13 protein-coding genes, 1 tRNA gene and 1 pseudogene are annotated in these 15,189 nt (G+C 63.2%); 9 read left to right on the top strand and 6 right to left on the bottom strand.

Annotated elements, in window-relative coordinates; all coding sequences use genetic code 11:
* Positions 1-224: 224 nt before the first annotated feature.
* From D8W71_RS23085 to D8W71_RS23075, 3 genes are all read right to left on the bottom strand, one after another.
* The gene (locus D8W71_RS23085) at positions 225-1,040 is read right to left on the bottom strand and encodes a shikimate 5-dehydrogenase (protein ID WP_121116916.1); all 816 of its coding nucleotides are present in this window, start codon (positions 1,038-1,040) and stop codon (positions 225-227) included.
* A gap of 34 nt (positions 1,041-1,074) precedes the next feature.
* Complete coding sequence (locus D8W71_RS23080; RefSeq protein ID WP_236078122.1) at positions 1,075-1,743, bottom strand: HNH endonuclease family protein; 669 nt, start codon at positions 1,741-1,743, stop codon at positions 1,075-1,077.
* 108 nt (positions 1,744-1,851) lie between these two features.
* The gene (locus D8W71_RS23075) at positions 1,852-2,757 is read right to left on the bottom strand and encodes an NADP-dependent oxidoreductase (protein ID WP_121116914.1); all 906 of its coding nucleotides are present in this window, start codon (positions 2,755-2,757) and stop codon (positions 1,852-1,854) included.
* 140 nt (positions 2,758-2,897) lie between these two features.
* Between D8W71_RS23075 and D8W71_RS23070 the strand changes: the two genes are divergently transcribed.
* From D8W71_RS23070 to D8W71_RS23040, 7 genes and pseudogenes are all read left to right on the top strand, one after another.
* Positions 2,898-5,705, top strand: a complete 2,808-nt coding sequence (locus D8W71_RS23070; protein WP_121116912.1) for a DEAD/DEAH box helicase — start codon at positions 2,898-2,900, stop codon at positions 5,703-5,705.
* Positions 5,702-6,457 carry an SWIM zinc finger family protein gene (locus D8W71_RS23065; protein ID WP_121116910.1) on the top strand — a complete coding sequence of 252 codons (756 nt, stop codon included), beginning with the start codon at positions 5,702-5,704 and terminating at the stop codon, positions 6,455-6,457. The genes D8W71_RS23070 and D8W71_RS23065 overlap by 4 nt, the downstream gene beginning before the upstream one ends.
* A 138-nt stretch (positions 6,458-6,595) precedes the next feature.
* Complete coding sequence (locus D8W71_RS23060) at positions 6,596-8,101, top strand: CoA-acylating methylmalonate-semialdehyde dehydrogenase (protein WP_121116908.1); 1,506 nt, start codon at positions 6,596-6,598, stop codon at positions 8,099-8,101.
* 3 nt (positions 8,102-8,104) lie between these two features.
* On the top strand, positions 8,105-9,244 hold the full coding sequence (locus tag D8W71_RS23055; RefSeq protein ID WP_121116906.1) for an isobutyryl-CoA dehydrogenase: 1,140 nt from the start codon (positions 8,105-8,107) through the stop codon (positions 9,242-9,244).
* Positions 9,241-10,287, top strand: coding sequence for an enoyl-CoA hydratase/isomerase family protein (locus D8W71_RS23050; protein ID WP_121116904.1), 1,047 nt, complete (start codon positions 9,241-9,243; stop codon positions 10,285-10,287). The genes D8W71_RS23055 and D8W71_RS23050 overlap by 4 nt, the downstream gene beginning before the upstream one ends.
* On the top strand, positions 10,188-11,192 hold the full coding sequence (mmsB, locus tag D8W71_RS23045) for a 3-hydroxyisobutyrate dehydrogenase (RefSeq protein WP_236077582.1): 1,005 nt from the start codon (positions 10,188-10,190) through the stop codon (positions 11,190-11,192). The genes D8W71_RS23050 and mmsB overlap by 100 nt, the downstream gene beginning before the upstream one ends.
* A pseudogene (locus tag D8W71_RS23040) lies at positions 11,189-11,964 on the top strand (enoyl-CoA hydratase). Before mmsB ends, D8W71_RS23040 begins: the two are co-directional and overlap by 4 nt.
* A 7-nt stretch (positions 11,965-11,971) precedes the next feature.
* Here the strand turns inward: D8W71_RS23040 and D8W71_RS23035 are convergent.
* A complete protein-coding gene (locus D8W71_RS23035) occupies positions 11,972-12,802 on the bottom strand; it encodes a hypothetical protein (RefSeq protein ID WP_236077581.1) in 831 nt (276 codons plus the stop codon).
* 75 nt (positions 12,803-12,877) lie between these two features.
* Positions 12,878-13,411: a MarR family winged helix-turn-helix transcriptional regulator gene (locus D8W71_RS23030; protein ID WP_121116900.1), complete on the bottom strand. Its 534-nt coding sequence runs from the start codon at positions 13,409-13,411 to the stop codon at positions 12,878-12,880.
* A 200-nt stretch (positions 13,412-13,611) separates the two neighbouring features.
* On the opposite strand from D8W71_RS23030, the gene D8W71_RS23025 reads away from it, so the two are divergent.
* Positions 13,612-13,682: transfer RNA gene (locus tag D8W71_RS23025), tRNA-Cys, on the top strand.
* 120 nt (positions 13,683-13,802) lie between these two features.
* Here D8W71_RS23025 and D8W71_RS23020 read toward each other — a convergent pair.
* A complete protein-coding gene (locus D8W71_RS23020) occupies positions 13,803-14,399 on the bottom strand; it encodes a TetR/AcrR family transcriptional regulator (protein ID WP_121116898.1) in 597 nt (198 codons plus the stop codon).
* Between the two features lie 126 nt (positions 14,400-14,525).
* On the opposite strand from D8W71_RS23020, the gene D8W71_RS23015 reads away from it, so the two are divergent.
* A complete protein-coding gene (locus tag D8W71_RS23015; protein WP_121116895.1) occupies positions 14,526-15,116 on the top strand; it encodes a pentapeptide repeat-containing protein in 591 nt (196 codons plus the stop codon).
* The last annotated feature ends 73 nt before the right edge of the window (positions 15,117-15,189 follow it).

Here is a 15,189-nt window from a genome sequence, read left to right as displayed (position 1 = left end):
AATCACCGACACCGACCGAAAGGGCTTCGATTTTGGTTCTGCTCACACAGTTCCGCACTTTGATGACCATGTCGGACAGCAGCTTTCGCGAGCGATGGTAGGCGCGCGCGAGAGCTCGGCAACGTCCAGGGTTGCACCGAACACCGATTTAATCGCCTGTAGACGTCAACCAGACCTTGACGGTGCGGTAACTGTCGTTTTCATACCTCTACACGGTCTTCGAGCTAGCTGCGCGAGAACTCCGACGCTCGCTGGATCTGATCGTCGCTCGGACGTACGCCGGTGTAGAGGGCGAACTGCTCGGCGGCTTGCAACGCGATGACTGCCGCGCCCGTCACGACGGGTTTGCCTGCGGCACGGGCTCTCACGATGAGCGGCGTCTCCGACGGCATGGCCACGACGTCAAACACAGCCTGCGCCGAGTCGATCTGTTCGTCGGAGAACGGGGAGGAGTCCGCGTCGGGCCCGCCGGCCATTCCGACGGGAGTGACGTTGACGAGAAGGTCGGCTCCGACGGTATCCGGCGACCAGTCGTAACCGTAGGTCTCCGCCAGAGCCGGGCCGGTTTTCGGGTTGCGTGCCACAACGGTTCCGCGCGTGAAGCCCGAATCACGAAGTGCTGCAACGACAGCTTTGGCCATTCCGCCGCTTCCGGTCACTGCTACCGAATACTCGGTCGACCATCCGGAGGACTCGAGCAGATTCGCGACCGCTTGGTAGTCGGTGTTGTAGGCGTGCAGCACACCGTCGTCGTTGACGATGGTGTTGACCGATTCGATGGCGCTGGCCGAGTCGTGCATGACGTCGACCAACTCGATGACGTCTTCCTTGAAAGGCATGGACACGGCGCAGCCTCTGATCCCCAGTGCGCGAACGCCGCCGACCGCGGCGGCGAGATCCGTCGTCGTGAATGCCTTGTAGACGAAGTTCAGTTCCAACTCGTCGTACAGGTAGTTGTGGAAGCGGGTTCCGATGTTGCTCGGCCGTCCGGAGAGGGACATGCAGAGTTGAGTCTCACGGTTCAGGAAGCTTCGCGACATTGTCTGGACAATACTCCCAGCAGTCTGGGGACACTCAGCAGTCGCGGGCCACCGAGGACAGTGTTCGTTGGTCTTCCTGCGTGATCGGCAGCGCGTACTGCGCGGCGACCGACAGGTATTTGCCTGCATAGAAGCAGTGGTAGGCCGCATTGGGTGGTAGCCACTGCGACGGCGTGGAGTCACTCTTGGACTGGTTGTCGTCGCCGTTGACCGCAAGCAGGTTGAAATCGATGTCGTTGGCGAATTGGACTCGTTTGTCCACCGGCCAGCCGTTGGCGCCCATGTCCCAGGCCGCGGACAGCGGGTACACATGGTCGATCTGAATCTTGCCCGCGTCGGCCTTCGTGAAGCTGAGGCGCTCGCCCGAGTACGGATCAGCGAGCGTGCCCTCGAGGACGACACAGTTGCGAGTGCCGTCGCGGAACATCACGTTCGTCATGCTGAGCGCGAGCACATTGTCACGGGTGCCGCACCCGTCGTGGCCGCCGGGCCCGTCGTAGTCGTCGGTCCATGCAGGGCCGAACACGCAACCCTCGCCTGCTTTGCACCCGCGCTCGTAACCGGCGGCGTCAGGCCTCGCTGCGACGACCTGGACCCGGCCGAGCAACTCTTCGATCTGGACGCGCGTCGGGCTACCGGGCGCAGGAGGTGGCGGCGACAGTCCTGGAATCCCTGTGGTGTCGCAAGAACCGAATGCCGCCATCGCCACGGCTGCAACAACCATCAGCAGTGCCACCCGCAGCTTCTTCACACACGTCCCATCATCGGTATCCGTAGTCGAGAAGAGAGTGTGCCGTACGGTACCGACACGTCAGGTGACCTCGATGACGACCTTGCCCGCCGCGTGGCCGCTCTCGACTGCGGCCAACGCCTCCCCGGCGTGCTCGAGCGGAAATACCTGATCGATTCGAGGGTGCAATGTTCCGTTCGCGACGAGTTCGGCGACGGCCTCGTACGCCTCGGTGGTCCTGCGGCGCGTCACACCGGATCCGCCCAGCGACGCCGCCAGCATCGAGTCCGCGACGCTGACAACAGGTCCGTCGGGCTTGATCAGCGATACCGCCGACCTCAGTACGTCCCCACCCACCAGATCGAAGATTCCGTCCACGACCGTGTCGACGGAATCGGCAAAGTGTTCTCCCGAGGGCACGAATCGGGCACCGACGCTTCGCACCCACTCCTGCTTGTGTGTGCTCGCGACGCCTATGGTCTTCAGCCCGCGAGCCCGTGCGATCTGCAGGGCCGCGGACCCCACGCCTCCACCGGCGCCGAGCACCAGAAGCGTCGCGCCGGAGGTCAGTGCGAGTTGGTCGATGGCGTCGAACGCGGTTCCGGCCGCGACCGCCAACGTTGCAGCGGCGACGAACGACACGGACTCGGGCTTGCGCGCAGCGTTCGACGCGTTCAACACCGTGTATTGGGCGTATCCGCCGTGCCCAGCCGCTGTCGATCCGAACACATGGTCACCGACGGACAGCCCGTCGACGTGGGTGCCGACCTGAACGACGGTGCCCGACACTTCGCGACCCAGAACCGCGGGCAGCAGCGTCGGCACACTGTCCTTGCGGTTGCCGGCTCGCACTTTCCAATCCGCAGGATTTACTCCCGCTGCATGCACCGCAACCAGAACCTGCCCCTGCCCGGGATCCGGGATCGGAACGTCGAGAAAGAACTCTGTTTCCGGGCCTCCGTACTCACTGAACCCATACGCGATCATGGTTCCACTGTGCCAAATGTCCGGACTCGATGGGCACGGTGTACCCATTGCGTTCCGATGACGGAAGGATTCCGCGCCGTCGGAGCGCGGTTGGTGCACCGTGCTCGTCGGACGCGCACAGACACTGGTTGGATGGACGGATGCTGCACGGTCTCTGGTCGCCCGACGGGGGACTGATGTTGTGGGACGACGAGGTGAGCGTCGGCGACGAACCGGAGCTACCCGCTGTTCACGCACGCATCCTGACGCGACCGTTTCGGCATCGGGTCGAGGTGTCGTTGCCATCCGCGGGCGAACCGACGATCGCTCGGATGCCTGCCATCGCATTGGCACCCGCCGACGCCGCCGAGCTGCTGTTGCGCACGCCTATTGACCACCCGCTGCTGTCGGGTGACCTGAGATATCTCGCTCACGTCGCGCGCGGGATCGAGCGGTGGGTCCGCGCCGGGCGCGTCGTGCCTGCGCTGGTGCTGATGGACGGGCAATGGTGGCCGAGGTGGCGTCTCGTCGGGGGTGAACGCCAGCGGGCGTGGCTCAACGAACTCGCCCTCGCCATGCCGTCGGTGCAGCGAGCGCAGCACCGGCCCAAGAAAGTCTTGGAGGACATCACGCAGGAGCTGACCGACCCCATCGTCAGATCCGTTCTGGGCAAGCCTGATTCGAATCACCCCCTGTTGTCCGCGTTGATCCGCGACGATCCCTATTCGGGCGGAACCCAACAGATGTCGACGTTGCTCGACAAGTGGCGCGGCACACTCACCGTCGACGAACCGTCGTTGGTTCTGCGGCTGCTCGAGCCGGATGACGACGAGGACACCCCGGGTGAGGAAGAGACCCTGTGGCGGCTGCAGGTCTGTCTTCGTGCAGACGGGGAGGCGCCCGTTCCGGTTCCCCTGGGTCGAAAGATCGACGCAACGCTGCTGGCTACGGCCGTCCGAAAGCTGGGGGAAGCCGTCGCAGCGTATCCGCTGCTACGTGAGCTGCCGTCGGAGGAGAACTCGCTCGATCTGCTGCTTCCGACGTCGGTCGTCATCGACCTCGTCGAACATGGCGTCGCGGCGTTGCAATCGAGCGGGACGACGGTATTGCTGCCGAGGGCGTGGACGCGGATGGATCCGTCGATGCGTCTGCGGGTCGACTCACCCGCGGTCACCAAGGCCGCGGCTGATCGTGCGGTTGGTATGGACGAGCTCGTGTCGTACGACTGGCAGTTGCAACTCGGCGACATGGTGCTCACCGAAGCCGAGATGAACCGTCTCGCCGTGTCCAAGGGTGATCTGGTCAGGTTGCGAGGCCAGTGGGTGCTCGCCGACGGTGGTCAACTGGCCCGTGCTGCGAAGTACGTCGCCGAGCATCACGGGGACGGCACTCCGCTCGGTGCGCTCATGCGCGAGATGACCCTCGCCGATCCGCCGCCTGCTCCCGTCGAAGACATCAGGGCCACCGGGTGGGCGAAGGCGCTGCTCGAACCGGGCGCATCTCCTGAGGAGATTCCACTTCCCGCTGGTGTCAACGCCGTTCTGCGTCCGTACCAGCAGCGCGGGCTCGAATGGCTCGCCTTCATGAGCAAGCTCGGGCTCGGTGCCGTACTGGCGGACGACATGGGTCTGGGAAAGACGCTCCAGGTGCTCACCCTTCTTTCCCACGAGCAGAGCCCGTCGCCGACGCTGCTCGTAGCTCCGATGTCGGTTGTCGGCAACTGGCAGCGAGAGGCCGCGAAGTTCACCCCGGGCCTTCGGGTGATGGTCCATCACGGGCCTGCGCGTTTGAAGGGCGAGGAACTCGACAAGGCGATCGGCGAACACGATCTGATCGTCACGACGTACGCACTCATGGCCAAGGACCGGGCGCAGTTCGCCGAACAAAGCTGGCGCCGTGTCGTTCTCGACGAGGCGCAGCACATCAAGAACTCCGGCACCGTGCAGGCGAAAGCAGCTCTCGCTATTCCCGCGGAGCACAAACTGGCACTCACCGGCACACCCGTCGAGAACCGTCTGGACGAACTGAGATCGATTCTGGACTTTGCGAATCCGGGAATGCTCGGTAGGCCGACGGACTTCCGTAAAAGATTCTCGGTGCCGATCGAACGCGAAAAAGACGAGGGTGCACTGTCGAGGTTGCGCGCGATCACCTCACCGTTCATTCTGAGGCGCCTCAAGACCGATCCGACCGTCATATCCGATCTGCCGGAGAAGAACGAGATGACGGTGCGCTCCAATCTGAGCGCCGAGCAAGCGGCGCTGTACAAGGCAGTCGTCGACGAGATGATGGCGCAGATCGCCGACGCCAAGGGGATGAAGCGCAAAGGCGCGGTGTTGTCGGCTCTGACTCGGCTCAAGCAAGTGTGCAACCACCCGGCCCATTTTCTGTCCGACGGCTCGCCCGTCCTCAAGCGAGGCCAGCATCGATCCGGCAAGATCGCGCTCGTGGAGGACATGCTCGACGCGATTCTCGGCGAGAACGAGAAGGCGTTGCTGTTCACGCAGTTCCGCGAGTTCGGTGAGCTCGTCGCACCGTATTTCGCCGAGCGATTCGGCACCGAGGTGCCCTTCCTGCACGGCGGCGTCGGTAAGGCCAAGCGCGACGCAATGGTCGAGACGTTCCAGGCCGAGTCCGGGCCACCCATCATGATGCTGTCGCTCAAGGCCGGGGGAACGGGTCTCAATCTGACGGCGGCCAATCACGTTGTGCATCTGGATCGTTGGTGGAACCCCGCGGTCGAGAATCAGGCCACCGACCGTGCGTTTCGAATCGGCCAACGCAAGAACGTCCAGGTGCAGAAGATGCTCTGCGTCGGAACGGTCGAGGAACGAATCGACTCGATGCTGCACTCGAAACAGGACCTCGCGGACCTTGCAGTCGGGTCGGGTGAGAACTGGGTCACCGAGATGGATACCGCTCAACTGCGAGAACTGTTTCGCCTCAGTGAAGACGCGGTGGGTGAATGATGGCCGATTTCAGTCAGTACGGTAAGCGTCGAAAGGTCAAGGGAGGCATCGAGTCGCAGAACAAGCGCGGCGCCTTCGGTCAGACCTGGTGGGGGAGACACTTCGTCACCGCGATGGAAGATCTGGCCGATCCAGGCCGTATCGCTCGCGGACGAACCTACGCGCGCGGGGGCCAGGTGCTCAATCTGGGCGTCGAGCGAGGACAGATCTACGGTGAGGTTCAGGGCAGTCAGCTCGAACCGTTCTCGGCGTCGGTGACGGTCGATCCGCTGACCGACGGTCAGATAGCTGCGTTGATCGAGAGAGTCAGTTCCAACCCAGGCATGCTCGCCGAGCTCGCGTCCAACGCGATTCCGCAGGCGTTGGCCTCGGTGCTGCTGCCGCACGACAAGGGGCAACTCGACTTCGACTGCACCTGCCCGGACGACGGGTGGCCGTGCAAGCACGCCGCCGCACTGATGTACATCGCAGCAGAGCACATCGATGCGTCCGCTGCCACGATTCTGACGTTGCGCGGAGTCGACCTCGATCAGCTGATCGAAGGCGTCGGAGACACCGAGACCGAGTTCGATCGCCGTGACTGGTTCGCGGACAAGGCGTCGTTCCCCGCACTGCCGAAGGTGGCGTTCTCCGCGGCCGTTGACGATCTCGACCCCCTGATCCTGCGCAAGGTCTTCCGTGCCGACGGCTCGGAGGAACATGAGGTCAGCAGGGCTGTAGCCGATCTGAAGGCGTTCTACGAACGCTTGTGAAGGCGGCTTCGCCGCCAGTGGCACGGTTAAGTGCCCTACCGGGCGCTCAACCGTGCCACTACGACTTCTGGACATACATGGAAGTCCAACTATAGGATGGGCACACATAATCTCCTCGTACTTGTAAGGACGGATTTCATGGCTCGCGAACTCACACATTTCATCGGTGGCAAGCATGTCTCCGGACAGTCTGGCAATTTCGGCGACGTGTTCGACCCCAACACCGGCGAGGTGCAGGCGCTCGTACCTCTGGCGAGCGACGCCGAGGTCGAAGCTGCCATCGCCGACGCCGAACAGGCGCAGCGCGAGTGGGCCACCTGGAATCCGCAGCGCCGAGCCCGCGTCCTGATGAAGTTCCTGCAGCTGATCAACCGGGACATGGACGAGCTGGCCCGCCTGCTGTCCAGTGAGCACGGCAAGACCATTGCCGATGCCAAGGGCGATATTCAGCGTGGCCTAGAGGTCGTCGAATTCGCTGTCGGCATCCCGCACCTGCTCAAGGGCGAATACACCGAGGGCGCGGGCGGCGGTATCGACGTCTATTCCATGCGTCAGCCGCTCGGCGTCGTCGCAGGCATCACCCCGTTCAACTTCCCGGCCATGATCCCGCTGTGGAAAGCAGGCCCGGCCATCGCGTGCGGAAACGCCTTCATCCTCAAGCCCTCCGAGCGTGACCCGTCGGTACCCCTCAAGCTCGCCGAGCTCTTCCTCGAAGCCGGCCTGCCTCCGGGCGTTTTCAACGTGGTCAACGGCGGCAAGAACGCCGTCGACGTGCTGCTGAACGACGACCGTGTCAAGGCAATCGGTTTCGTGGGCTCCACTCCGATCGCGCAGTACATCTACGAGACCGCGGCCAAGAACGGCAAGCGCGCGCAGTGCTTCGGCGGAGCCAAGAACCACGCTCTGGTCATGCCCGACGCCGATCTCGACCAGGTCGCCGACGCCCTCCTCGGTGCTGCATACGGCTCCGCGGGTGAGCGCTGCATGGCCATCTCCGTTGCCGTCCCGGTAGGCGAAGAGACCGCAGATGCACTGGTGGCCAAACTGAAAGAACGCGTCGCGACCCTGAAGATCGGCCGCTCCGACGACGAGAACGCCGACTTCGGCCCGCTCGTCGGCAGCGACGCATTGAAGCGCGTCAACGACTACACCCAGATCGGAATCGACGAGGGCGCCGAGCTCGTCGTCGATGGCCGTGACTTCGTCCTCGAAGGTCATGAGAACGGATTCTTCGCGGGCGCAACGTTGTTCGACAAGGTCACGACGGGCATGCGCATCTACAAGGAAGAAATCTTCGGACCGGTCCTGATCGTCGTCCGGGCCAAGGACTACGAGGACGCACTCCGGCTCCCGACCGAGCACGAGTACGGCAACGGTGTCTCCATCTTCACCCGCGACGGTGACACGGCCCGAGACTTCTGCTCTCGGGTTCAGGTCGGCATGGTCGGGGTCAACGTCCCGATTCCGGTACCGATCGCCTACCACACGTTCGGTGGCTGGAAGCGCTCCGGTTTCGGTGATCTCAACCAGCACGGACCCGATTCGGTGCGCTTCTACACCAAGACCAAGACGGTCACGCAGCGGTGGCCGTCGGGCAAGAAAGAGGCAACCGCCAATCACTTCGTCATCCCCAACATGGACTGACGCATGTTTACTTTGACCGAGGACGAGCGTGCGATCAACGAGACGGCACGAGATTTCGCCGACGAGTTCCTCGCGCCCAACGCAGTCGAGTGGGACCAGAGCAAGCATTTTCCGGTGGACGTGCTGCGCAAAGCCGCAGGCCTGGGCATGGGCGGCATCTACATCGGCGAGGACGTGGGCGGGTCCGGCCTGACCAGGCTGGACTCCGTCCGGATCTTCGAACAACTCGCGACGGGTGATCCGTCCATCGCGGCGTACATCTCGATCCACAACATGGTGACGTGGATGATCGACACCTACGGCAACGACGAGCAGCGCCATCAGTGGGTACCTGGGTTGTGCTCGATGGACCAACTGGGCAGCTACTGCCTCACCGAACCCGGCGCCGGGTCCGACGCGGGAGCCCTGAGCACCAAGGCCGTTCGCGATGGGGACGAGTACGTGCTCAATGGCGTCAAGCAATTCATCTCGGGCGCAGGTACTTCCGATGTGTATGTCGTGATGGCGAGGACGGGTGAGCCCGGGCCCAAAGGGATCTCCGCGATCGTCGTGCCGAAGGATTTGCCGGGGCTGTCGTTCGGCGCAAACGAGAAGAAGATGGGTTGGAACGCTCAGCCGACACGGCAGGTCGTATTCGAGGATGTCCGTGTTCCCGCGGCAAACCTCCTCGGTAGCGAAGGTGACGGCTTCCGTATCGCTATGAACGGACTGAACGGCGGCAGGCTCAACATTGCCGCGTGCTCGATCGGAGGTGCTCAGTCAGCGCTGGACAAAGCTGTCGCGTATTTGTTGGAGCGAAAGGCCTTCGGTTCGAGGCTGCTCGACGCTCAGGCGCTCCAGTTCCGGTTGGCCGATATGAAGACCGAACTCGAAGCGGCACGGACGATGCTGTGGCGAGCCGCGGATGCGTTGCAGACGAACGCTCCTGACAAGGTCGAACTCTGTGCGATGGCAAAGAGATTCGGGACCGACACCGGATTCCAGGTCGCGAACGACGCACTACAGTTGCTCGGTGGTTACGGGTATCTTGCGGAGTACGGAGTCGAGAAGATCGTTCGCGATCTTCGCGTTCACCAGATCCTCGAGGGAACCAACGAGATAATGCGAGTCGTGGTGGCTCGCTCGATAGTGGGAGCAGCATGACCGAGCCTGAAGTTCTGTTCGACGTCCGCGGCGGCGTCGGCAGAATCACGCTGAATCGGCCCAAGGCCATCAACGCCCTCAATCACGACATGGTGCTGCAGATTGCACCGAAGCTCGAAGAGTGGGCAGCCGACGACGGGATCGACGTGGTCCTTCTGGTCGGCGCCGGCGAGCGAGGGCTGTGCGCGGGCGGTGACATCGTCTCGATCTACCACGACGCCAAAGACGGCGGCAGCGGTTCCAAGGACTTCTGGCGCGACGAGTACATCCTCAACGCTGCAATCGCTCGGTTCCCAAAGCCGTACGTCGCGATCATGGACGGTGTCGTCATGGGAGGTGGCGTCGGACTGTCGGCGCACGCCAACACCCGCATCGTCACCGAACGCTCCAAGATAGCGATGCCCGAGGTCGGGATCGGGTTCATCCCGGACGTCGGTGGCACGTACTTGCTCTCGCGTGCGCCAGGAGAACTCGGCACGCATCTCGGTCTGACGACCGCTCGAATGGACGCGGGTGACGCCATCGCGGCGGGATTCGCTGATCACTACATGCCGTCGGCCAATCTCGAGAAGTTCTACGACGCAGTGGTCAGCGGCCTGCTCTCGGATGCGTTGACCGAATACACCGAGGAAGCACCGTCGTCGGCGCTCGAAGCATCGAGCGAGTGGATCGACCGGTACTACGCAGCGAACACCGTCGAGGAGATCGTCGACGGCCTGCGCGGCAGCGGACTTCCCGACGCGGAGAAGGCCGCCTCCGACATCGAATCGAAATCGCCCGTGTCGCTGAAGGTGACGCTGCGTTCTCTCCGAAATGCGGCGAAGGCGTCGTCGCTCGAAGAAGTACTGAACGAGGAGTACCGCGTCTCGCTCGCGAGCCTCGAATCACACGATCTCGTCGAAGGCATCAGGGCGCAGGTGGTGGAGAAGGACAGAAACCCGAAGTGGACGCCTGCGACTCTCGCAGACGTAACCGACGCCGACGTCGATCGGTACTTCGGCAGCGTGGGCAGCCTCGAGCTAGGACTGGAGAACAACGTATGAGTGAGAAGACGATCGGCTTCATCGGTCTCGGACACATGGGCGGCCCGATGGCGGCCAACCTCGTCAAGGCCGGATACACGGTGCAGGGATTCGACCTGGTGCCCGCAGCGCTGACACAGGCAACGTCCGACGGCGTCACCGTCGTCGAATCCGCGGTTGCCGCTGTGAAGGACGCCGACACCGTCGTGACGATGTTGCCCAACGGGCGTCTCGTGCTCGGTCTCTACGAAGACCTGCTCCCCGCAGCAGCGCCGGGAACGCTGTTCATCGACTCGTCGACGATCGATGTCGCCGACGCCCATGCCGCCCACAAGCTGGTGAGCGAAGCAGGGCATCGCAGCCTCGATGCGCCCGTATCGGGCGGGGTTGGGGGAGCAGCGGCCGGCACGTTGACGTTCATGGTCGGTGGTTCCGAGGCCGATTTCGATTCGGCTGCAGCGGTACTCGACGTGATGGGCCGTAAGGTGGTGCACTGTGGCGCGGCGGGCAACGGTCAAGCCGCCAAGGTGTGCAACAACATGATCCTCGGCGTCTCGATGATCGCGATCAGCGAAGCGTTCGTCCTAGGGGAAAAGCTCGGACTGAGCAATCAGGCACTGTTCGACGTCGCATCCACGGCGTCGGGTCAGTGTTGGGCGTTGACGACCAACTGTCCGGTGCCGGGGCCGGTCCCCACGAGCCCCGCCAACAACGACTACAAGCCCGGCTTCGCCGCGGCATTGATGGACAAGGATCTCGGCCTCGCCGCGAACGCATTGCGGGACAACGGTGTCGAGGGAACCCTCGGACTGCAGGCTGCGGAGATCTACTCGCGGTTCAAGGAAACTTCCGGCGGTGGTACCGACGTCGATTTCTCCGGCATCATCAACGACATTCGCGAGCGTTCGACAGGAGCTGGCGCATGAGCGACTACGAGACGATCCTGCTCGAGCGGCGCGGACGCGTCGGGATCATCACCCTGAATCGTCCGAAGGCGCTCAACGCCTTGAATTCTCAGTTGATGAGTGAGGTGGTCTCTGTCGTCGAGGATCTCGACCGTGACGAGAGCATCGGCGCAATCCTGATCACCGGTTCGGAGAAGGCGTTCGCCGCCGGCGCCGATATCAAGGAAATGCAGCCCAAGTCGTACATGGATGTCTACCTCGACGACTTCTTCACCTCGTGGGATCGTCTGAGCGCGGCCAGAACCCCCATCGTGGCAGCAGTGGCCGGATATGCGCTCGGCGGGGTTGTGAACTGGCCATGCTGTGTGACGTACTGATCGCCGCCGACAACGCGGTGTTCGGCCAGCCGGAGATCAAACTCGGTGTCATCCCCGGAATCGGAGGATCGCAGCGTCTCACGCGTGCGGTGGGCAAGGCGAAGGCGATGGAGCTGGTGCTGACCGGCCGAAACATGAAGGTCGACGAGGCCGAGCGGGCCGGTCTGGTGTCGCGGATCGTGCCTGCGGCCGACCTGCTCGACGAGGCGATTGCCACTGCAACCACCATCGCCGAGATGTCGTTACCCATCGCAATGATGGCCAAGGACGCGGTCAACCGATCCTTCGAATCCTCGCTTGCCGAGGGTGTTCGGTTCGAACGACGGTTGTTCCACTCGACGTTCGCGACCGAGGACCAGAAGGAAGGTATGGCCGCCTTCGTCGAGAAGCGTCAGGCGAAGTTCGTCCACCGGTGAGTGCAGGTCAGCCCTGCTGATCCACGGACAGCAGGGCTGCGCCTCGTGCCGACACCAGTTCGGGTCGGCCGGGTACGAGTGTTCTGAGACCGAGCCGCTTTTCGAACGCAGCACCGATCGATGCGACGTTCGCCCCGCCCCCGAGAAGAACGATCGACGCGGGCTTCGCACCCGACAGCGCGATGGTCTGCTCGACGACCATGGTGGCGTACCGTACCGGGCCCGAGATGATGCCCTCGAAATCGCGCCGGGTGAATACGTGCTGCCCGGTTCCGTCCGCTCCGTGTGCGCTGACGACACCGGAACCGCTCAGCTGCTCCTTGATGGATCGGGAGGCGTCGACGTCGGTTCTTACGCCGTTCTCGGCCAGGTGTCTACGAACGAGGTGATCGAGGTCGTCTCCGCAGAATGTGGATGTTCGACGCGATGCGACGGTTGCTCCGGCGGAGAGGTCGAGGACGGACACCGTCATTCCTGTGCTTCCGAGGTCGCACAGCACCGTCGCGCCGTGTGAGGGAACGGTTCCGGTGAACCTGAGGTATCGCAATTGCGCGGCGGTCTCGTGTACGAGCCAGGAGGGCCGAGGGTCGCGGCGCGTACTCAATGCGTCCGCATCCTCGGTCTGCCTGTAGGCGATAGCCGAATACGCCACGGGTACAGCTAGTTTGGATGCGGTGGTGTGAAGTGCAGATACCCCTGCCGCGATGGTCGACGCCAGCGTTTGGCCGCGTTGCCGACGCACTGTTCGCGATGCGATCGGCGCTCGATGCGGACTGTCCAGGTACGTCAGGATTGCGCGAGCACCGTGTGCACCCGCGCCGACGCCTACTACCAACACTCTTCACTCCAACCTCGACGCGGCCCCCGCCACGTCCTCGGGACATTCCATCACGGATCGGCGGAGCGACGTCACTCACCAGGCCGGTGTTGTCCCGATGTCCTCGAAATCACCGGCGGTTCGCCTGAGTTCGGCAAGGATACGAACCAGCGATGTCAGACGGTCCTTGGCCAGACCGGGCTTGCCGAACACCTGGTCGTTGAGTTTCTCGGTGGCGTCGACCGCCAACGTGCGGCCGGTGTCGGTGATTTCTACCAGCGTGGTCCTTCGATCGCTCGGGTGCGGAGTTCGACGGACATATCCGGCGGCTTCGAGCCTGTCGACTGCATTGGTGACACTCGTCGGGTGAACCTGAAGCCTGGCACTGGCTTTGGCCATGGGGATGGCGCCGTTCTTGGTGAAGGTCAGCAGGGTGAGGAGTTCGTAGCGTGAGAACGTCAGGCCTGTCGGTTTCAGCGCCTCCTCGACTCTGGCCAACATGATTTGCTGGGCACGCATGAGTGAAGTGACAGCGGCCATCCCGTCGGCGACATCGCCCCATCCATGCTTGGTCCACTGGCGGTGGGCCTCTGCAATGGGGTCGAGTGGGAGCGGTGGCGTTGCAGACATGGGTCCATCCTCCCACGATCGGCGGCTTCGCCGCCCGTGCGCGCAAACTTACCGCCGAACGTAACTACCCACTCACGAGCAGGTGGCCGGGTCGTGAGTGGGTAATTACCTTCGGGGGTCATCACGCGCTCACCGGGTTGGAATCACGCTGAGCGAAACCATGGTCAGTCGGCGACGGGCACGGCATATTTGTCCTCGATGCGGGTGTGGCTGAGTGGCTAGGCACCGGCCTGCAAAGCCGTTTACACGGGTTCGAATCCCGTCGCTCGCTCGAAGGAACCGCCAGGTTGCAGGCCTGGCGGTTCCACTCATTTCAGCTGGTAAACCAGGAATCGGTTTGTTGTGCCTGCTTGCCGTGAACCATCCAGTTCCGGCTCGTGCACGTCAATTCTCAGCGCGGAGCCAGGTTCCGCAAAGCGAGGGCGAGAACACGGGGCAGGTCTTCGGCTTCGTATCCGGTGCCGGGGTCGCACGTTTGCTCGGCGACAAGGTGATTGGACATGGCCAATCCGTGCAGCAAGACCCATAGCAGTGGTCCGACGTCCCGAACATCGTCGGCGATGAGGGTGTTGCTCCGCTGCGCCTCGATTACGAGTTCTTTGAAGTACTGGTTGAAGTCGGCGGCGGCATCCTCGAGCACGCCAGTCGGTTTGAAAGCGTAGTCACCTCCGAACTCGAGCCGGTAGTGGTTGGGGAATGTCCAAGCGACACGGACGTAGGAAAGGCATGCGCGGAATAGTGGGGTGGAGGTTGGGTCGGAATTATCTACCGCGCGCTGCATTTCCGCTTTCAAGAAGTTCAGATTTTCGGCAGCCACCGTACTCAGCAGGTCGTCCTTGTCTTTGAAGTGGCGATATGGCGCGGTTCGCGAGACGTCGGCCGCTGCGCCGACCGCTCTCAGGGTGACGTTGGTCGGTCCACCCTGCGCCAGAAGGTCTGTGGCCGCGGAGATAAGAGCGCGTCGCGTGTCTCGAGTCGGTTCCCGCACCTCAGCAGGATAGATGCGGTTGACGCTGTCAACAAGCTGGTGTTAGGTTGACGCTGTCAACTAGGCGTTCGGCTCTTGGCTGCCTCGGCAGTCGGTGACCGGCATTGTGACCATTTCGGGGGTTCGATGGCTTCGACTTCGCTGGCGGCTTCTCTGGACCTGCTTCGCTCAGATGTCGCCGCCTGGAATTCCTGTCGAGAGGCTCCGGGCTCGGGGAGAGTTAGCCTCGCCGAGGCCGATCTTGCCGGAGATAGGCTGGCTGGCGCGAACCTGTCGGGCGTGGACCTTACCGGCGCCGATCTGTCGGGAGCCGACCTCGCCGACGCCAACCTTGCCGGCGCCAATCTGACCTCGGCAGAGTTCGTCGGCGCAGACATGGCGAGGGCCGATCTCAGCGGGGTGATCGCGCACGATGCCAACTTCACCGGCGCGTACCTCACACGCGCTAGTTTGCGGGACGCCAACCTGACTATGGCGTATCTGAAGTCAACGTTCCTCGGGTACGCGGATCTCGCCGGGGCGGACCTGTCCGGTGCGTACATGACTGGCGCATATCTCGGTCAAGCAGACCTGACCGGCGCCATCCTGATCAGTGCCTACCTTGGCAAGGCCAACTTGTCCGGGGCCGATATTGCCACCGCCGTCCTGGACGGTGCCGACCTCACCGAAGCAATCATGCCAGACGGCACCTGGCTCGACTACGGCAATCAGAAGTAGATACCAAGCTCAGTCTGCTTGCGACGCAATTGATCTCGGCCGACTACACGTCGGCTACAACCGACATTCGAAG

This window comes from Rhodococcus sp. P1Y, assembly GCF_003641205.1.
Taxonomy (GTDB): domain Bacteria; phylum Actinomycetota; class Actinomycetes; order Mycobacteriales; family Mycobacteriaceae; genus Rhodococcoides.
Note: the sequence above shows the minus strand (reverse complement) of the source record. Positions and strands in the feature narration are given on the sequence as shown.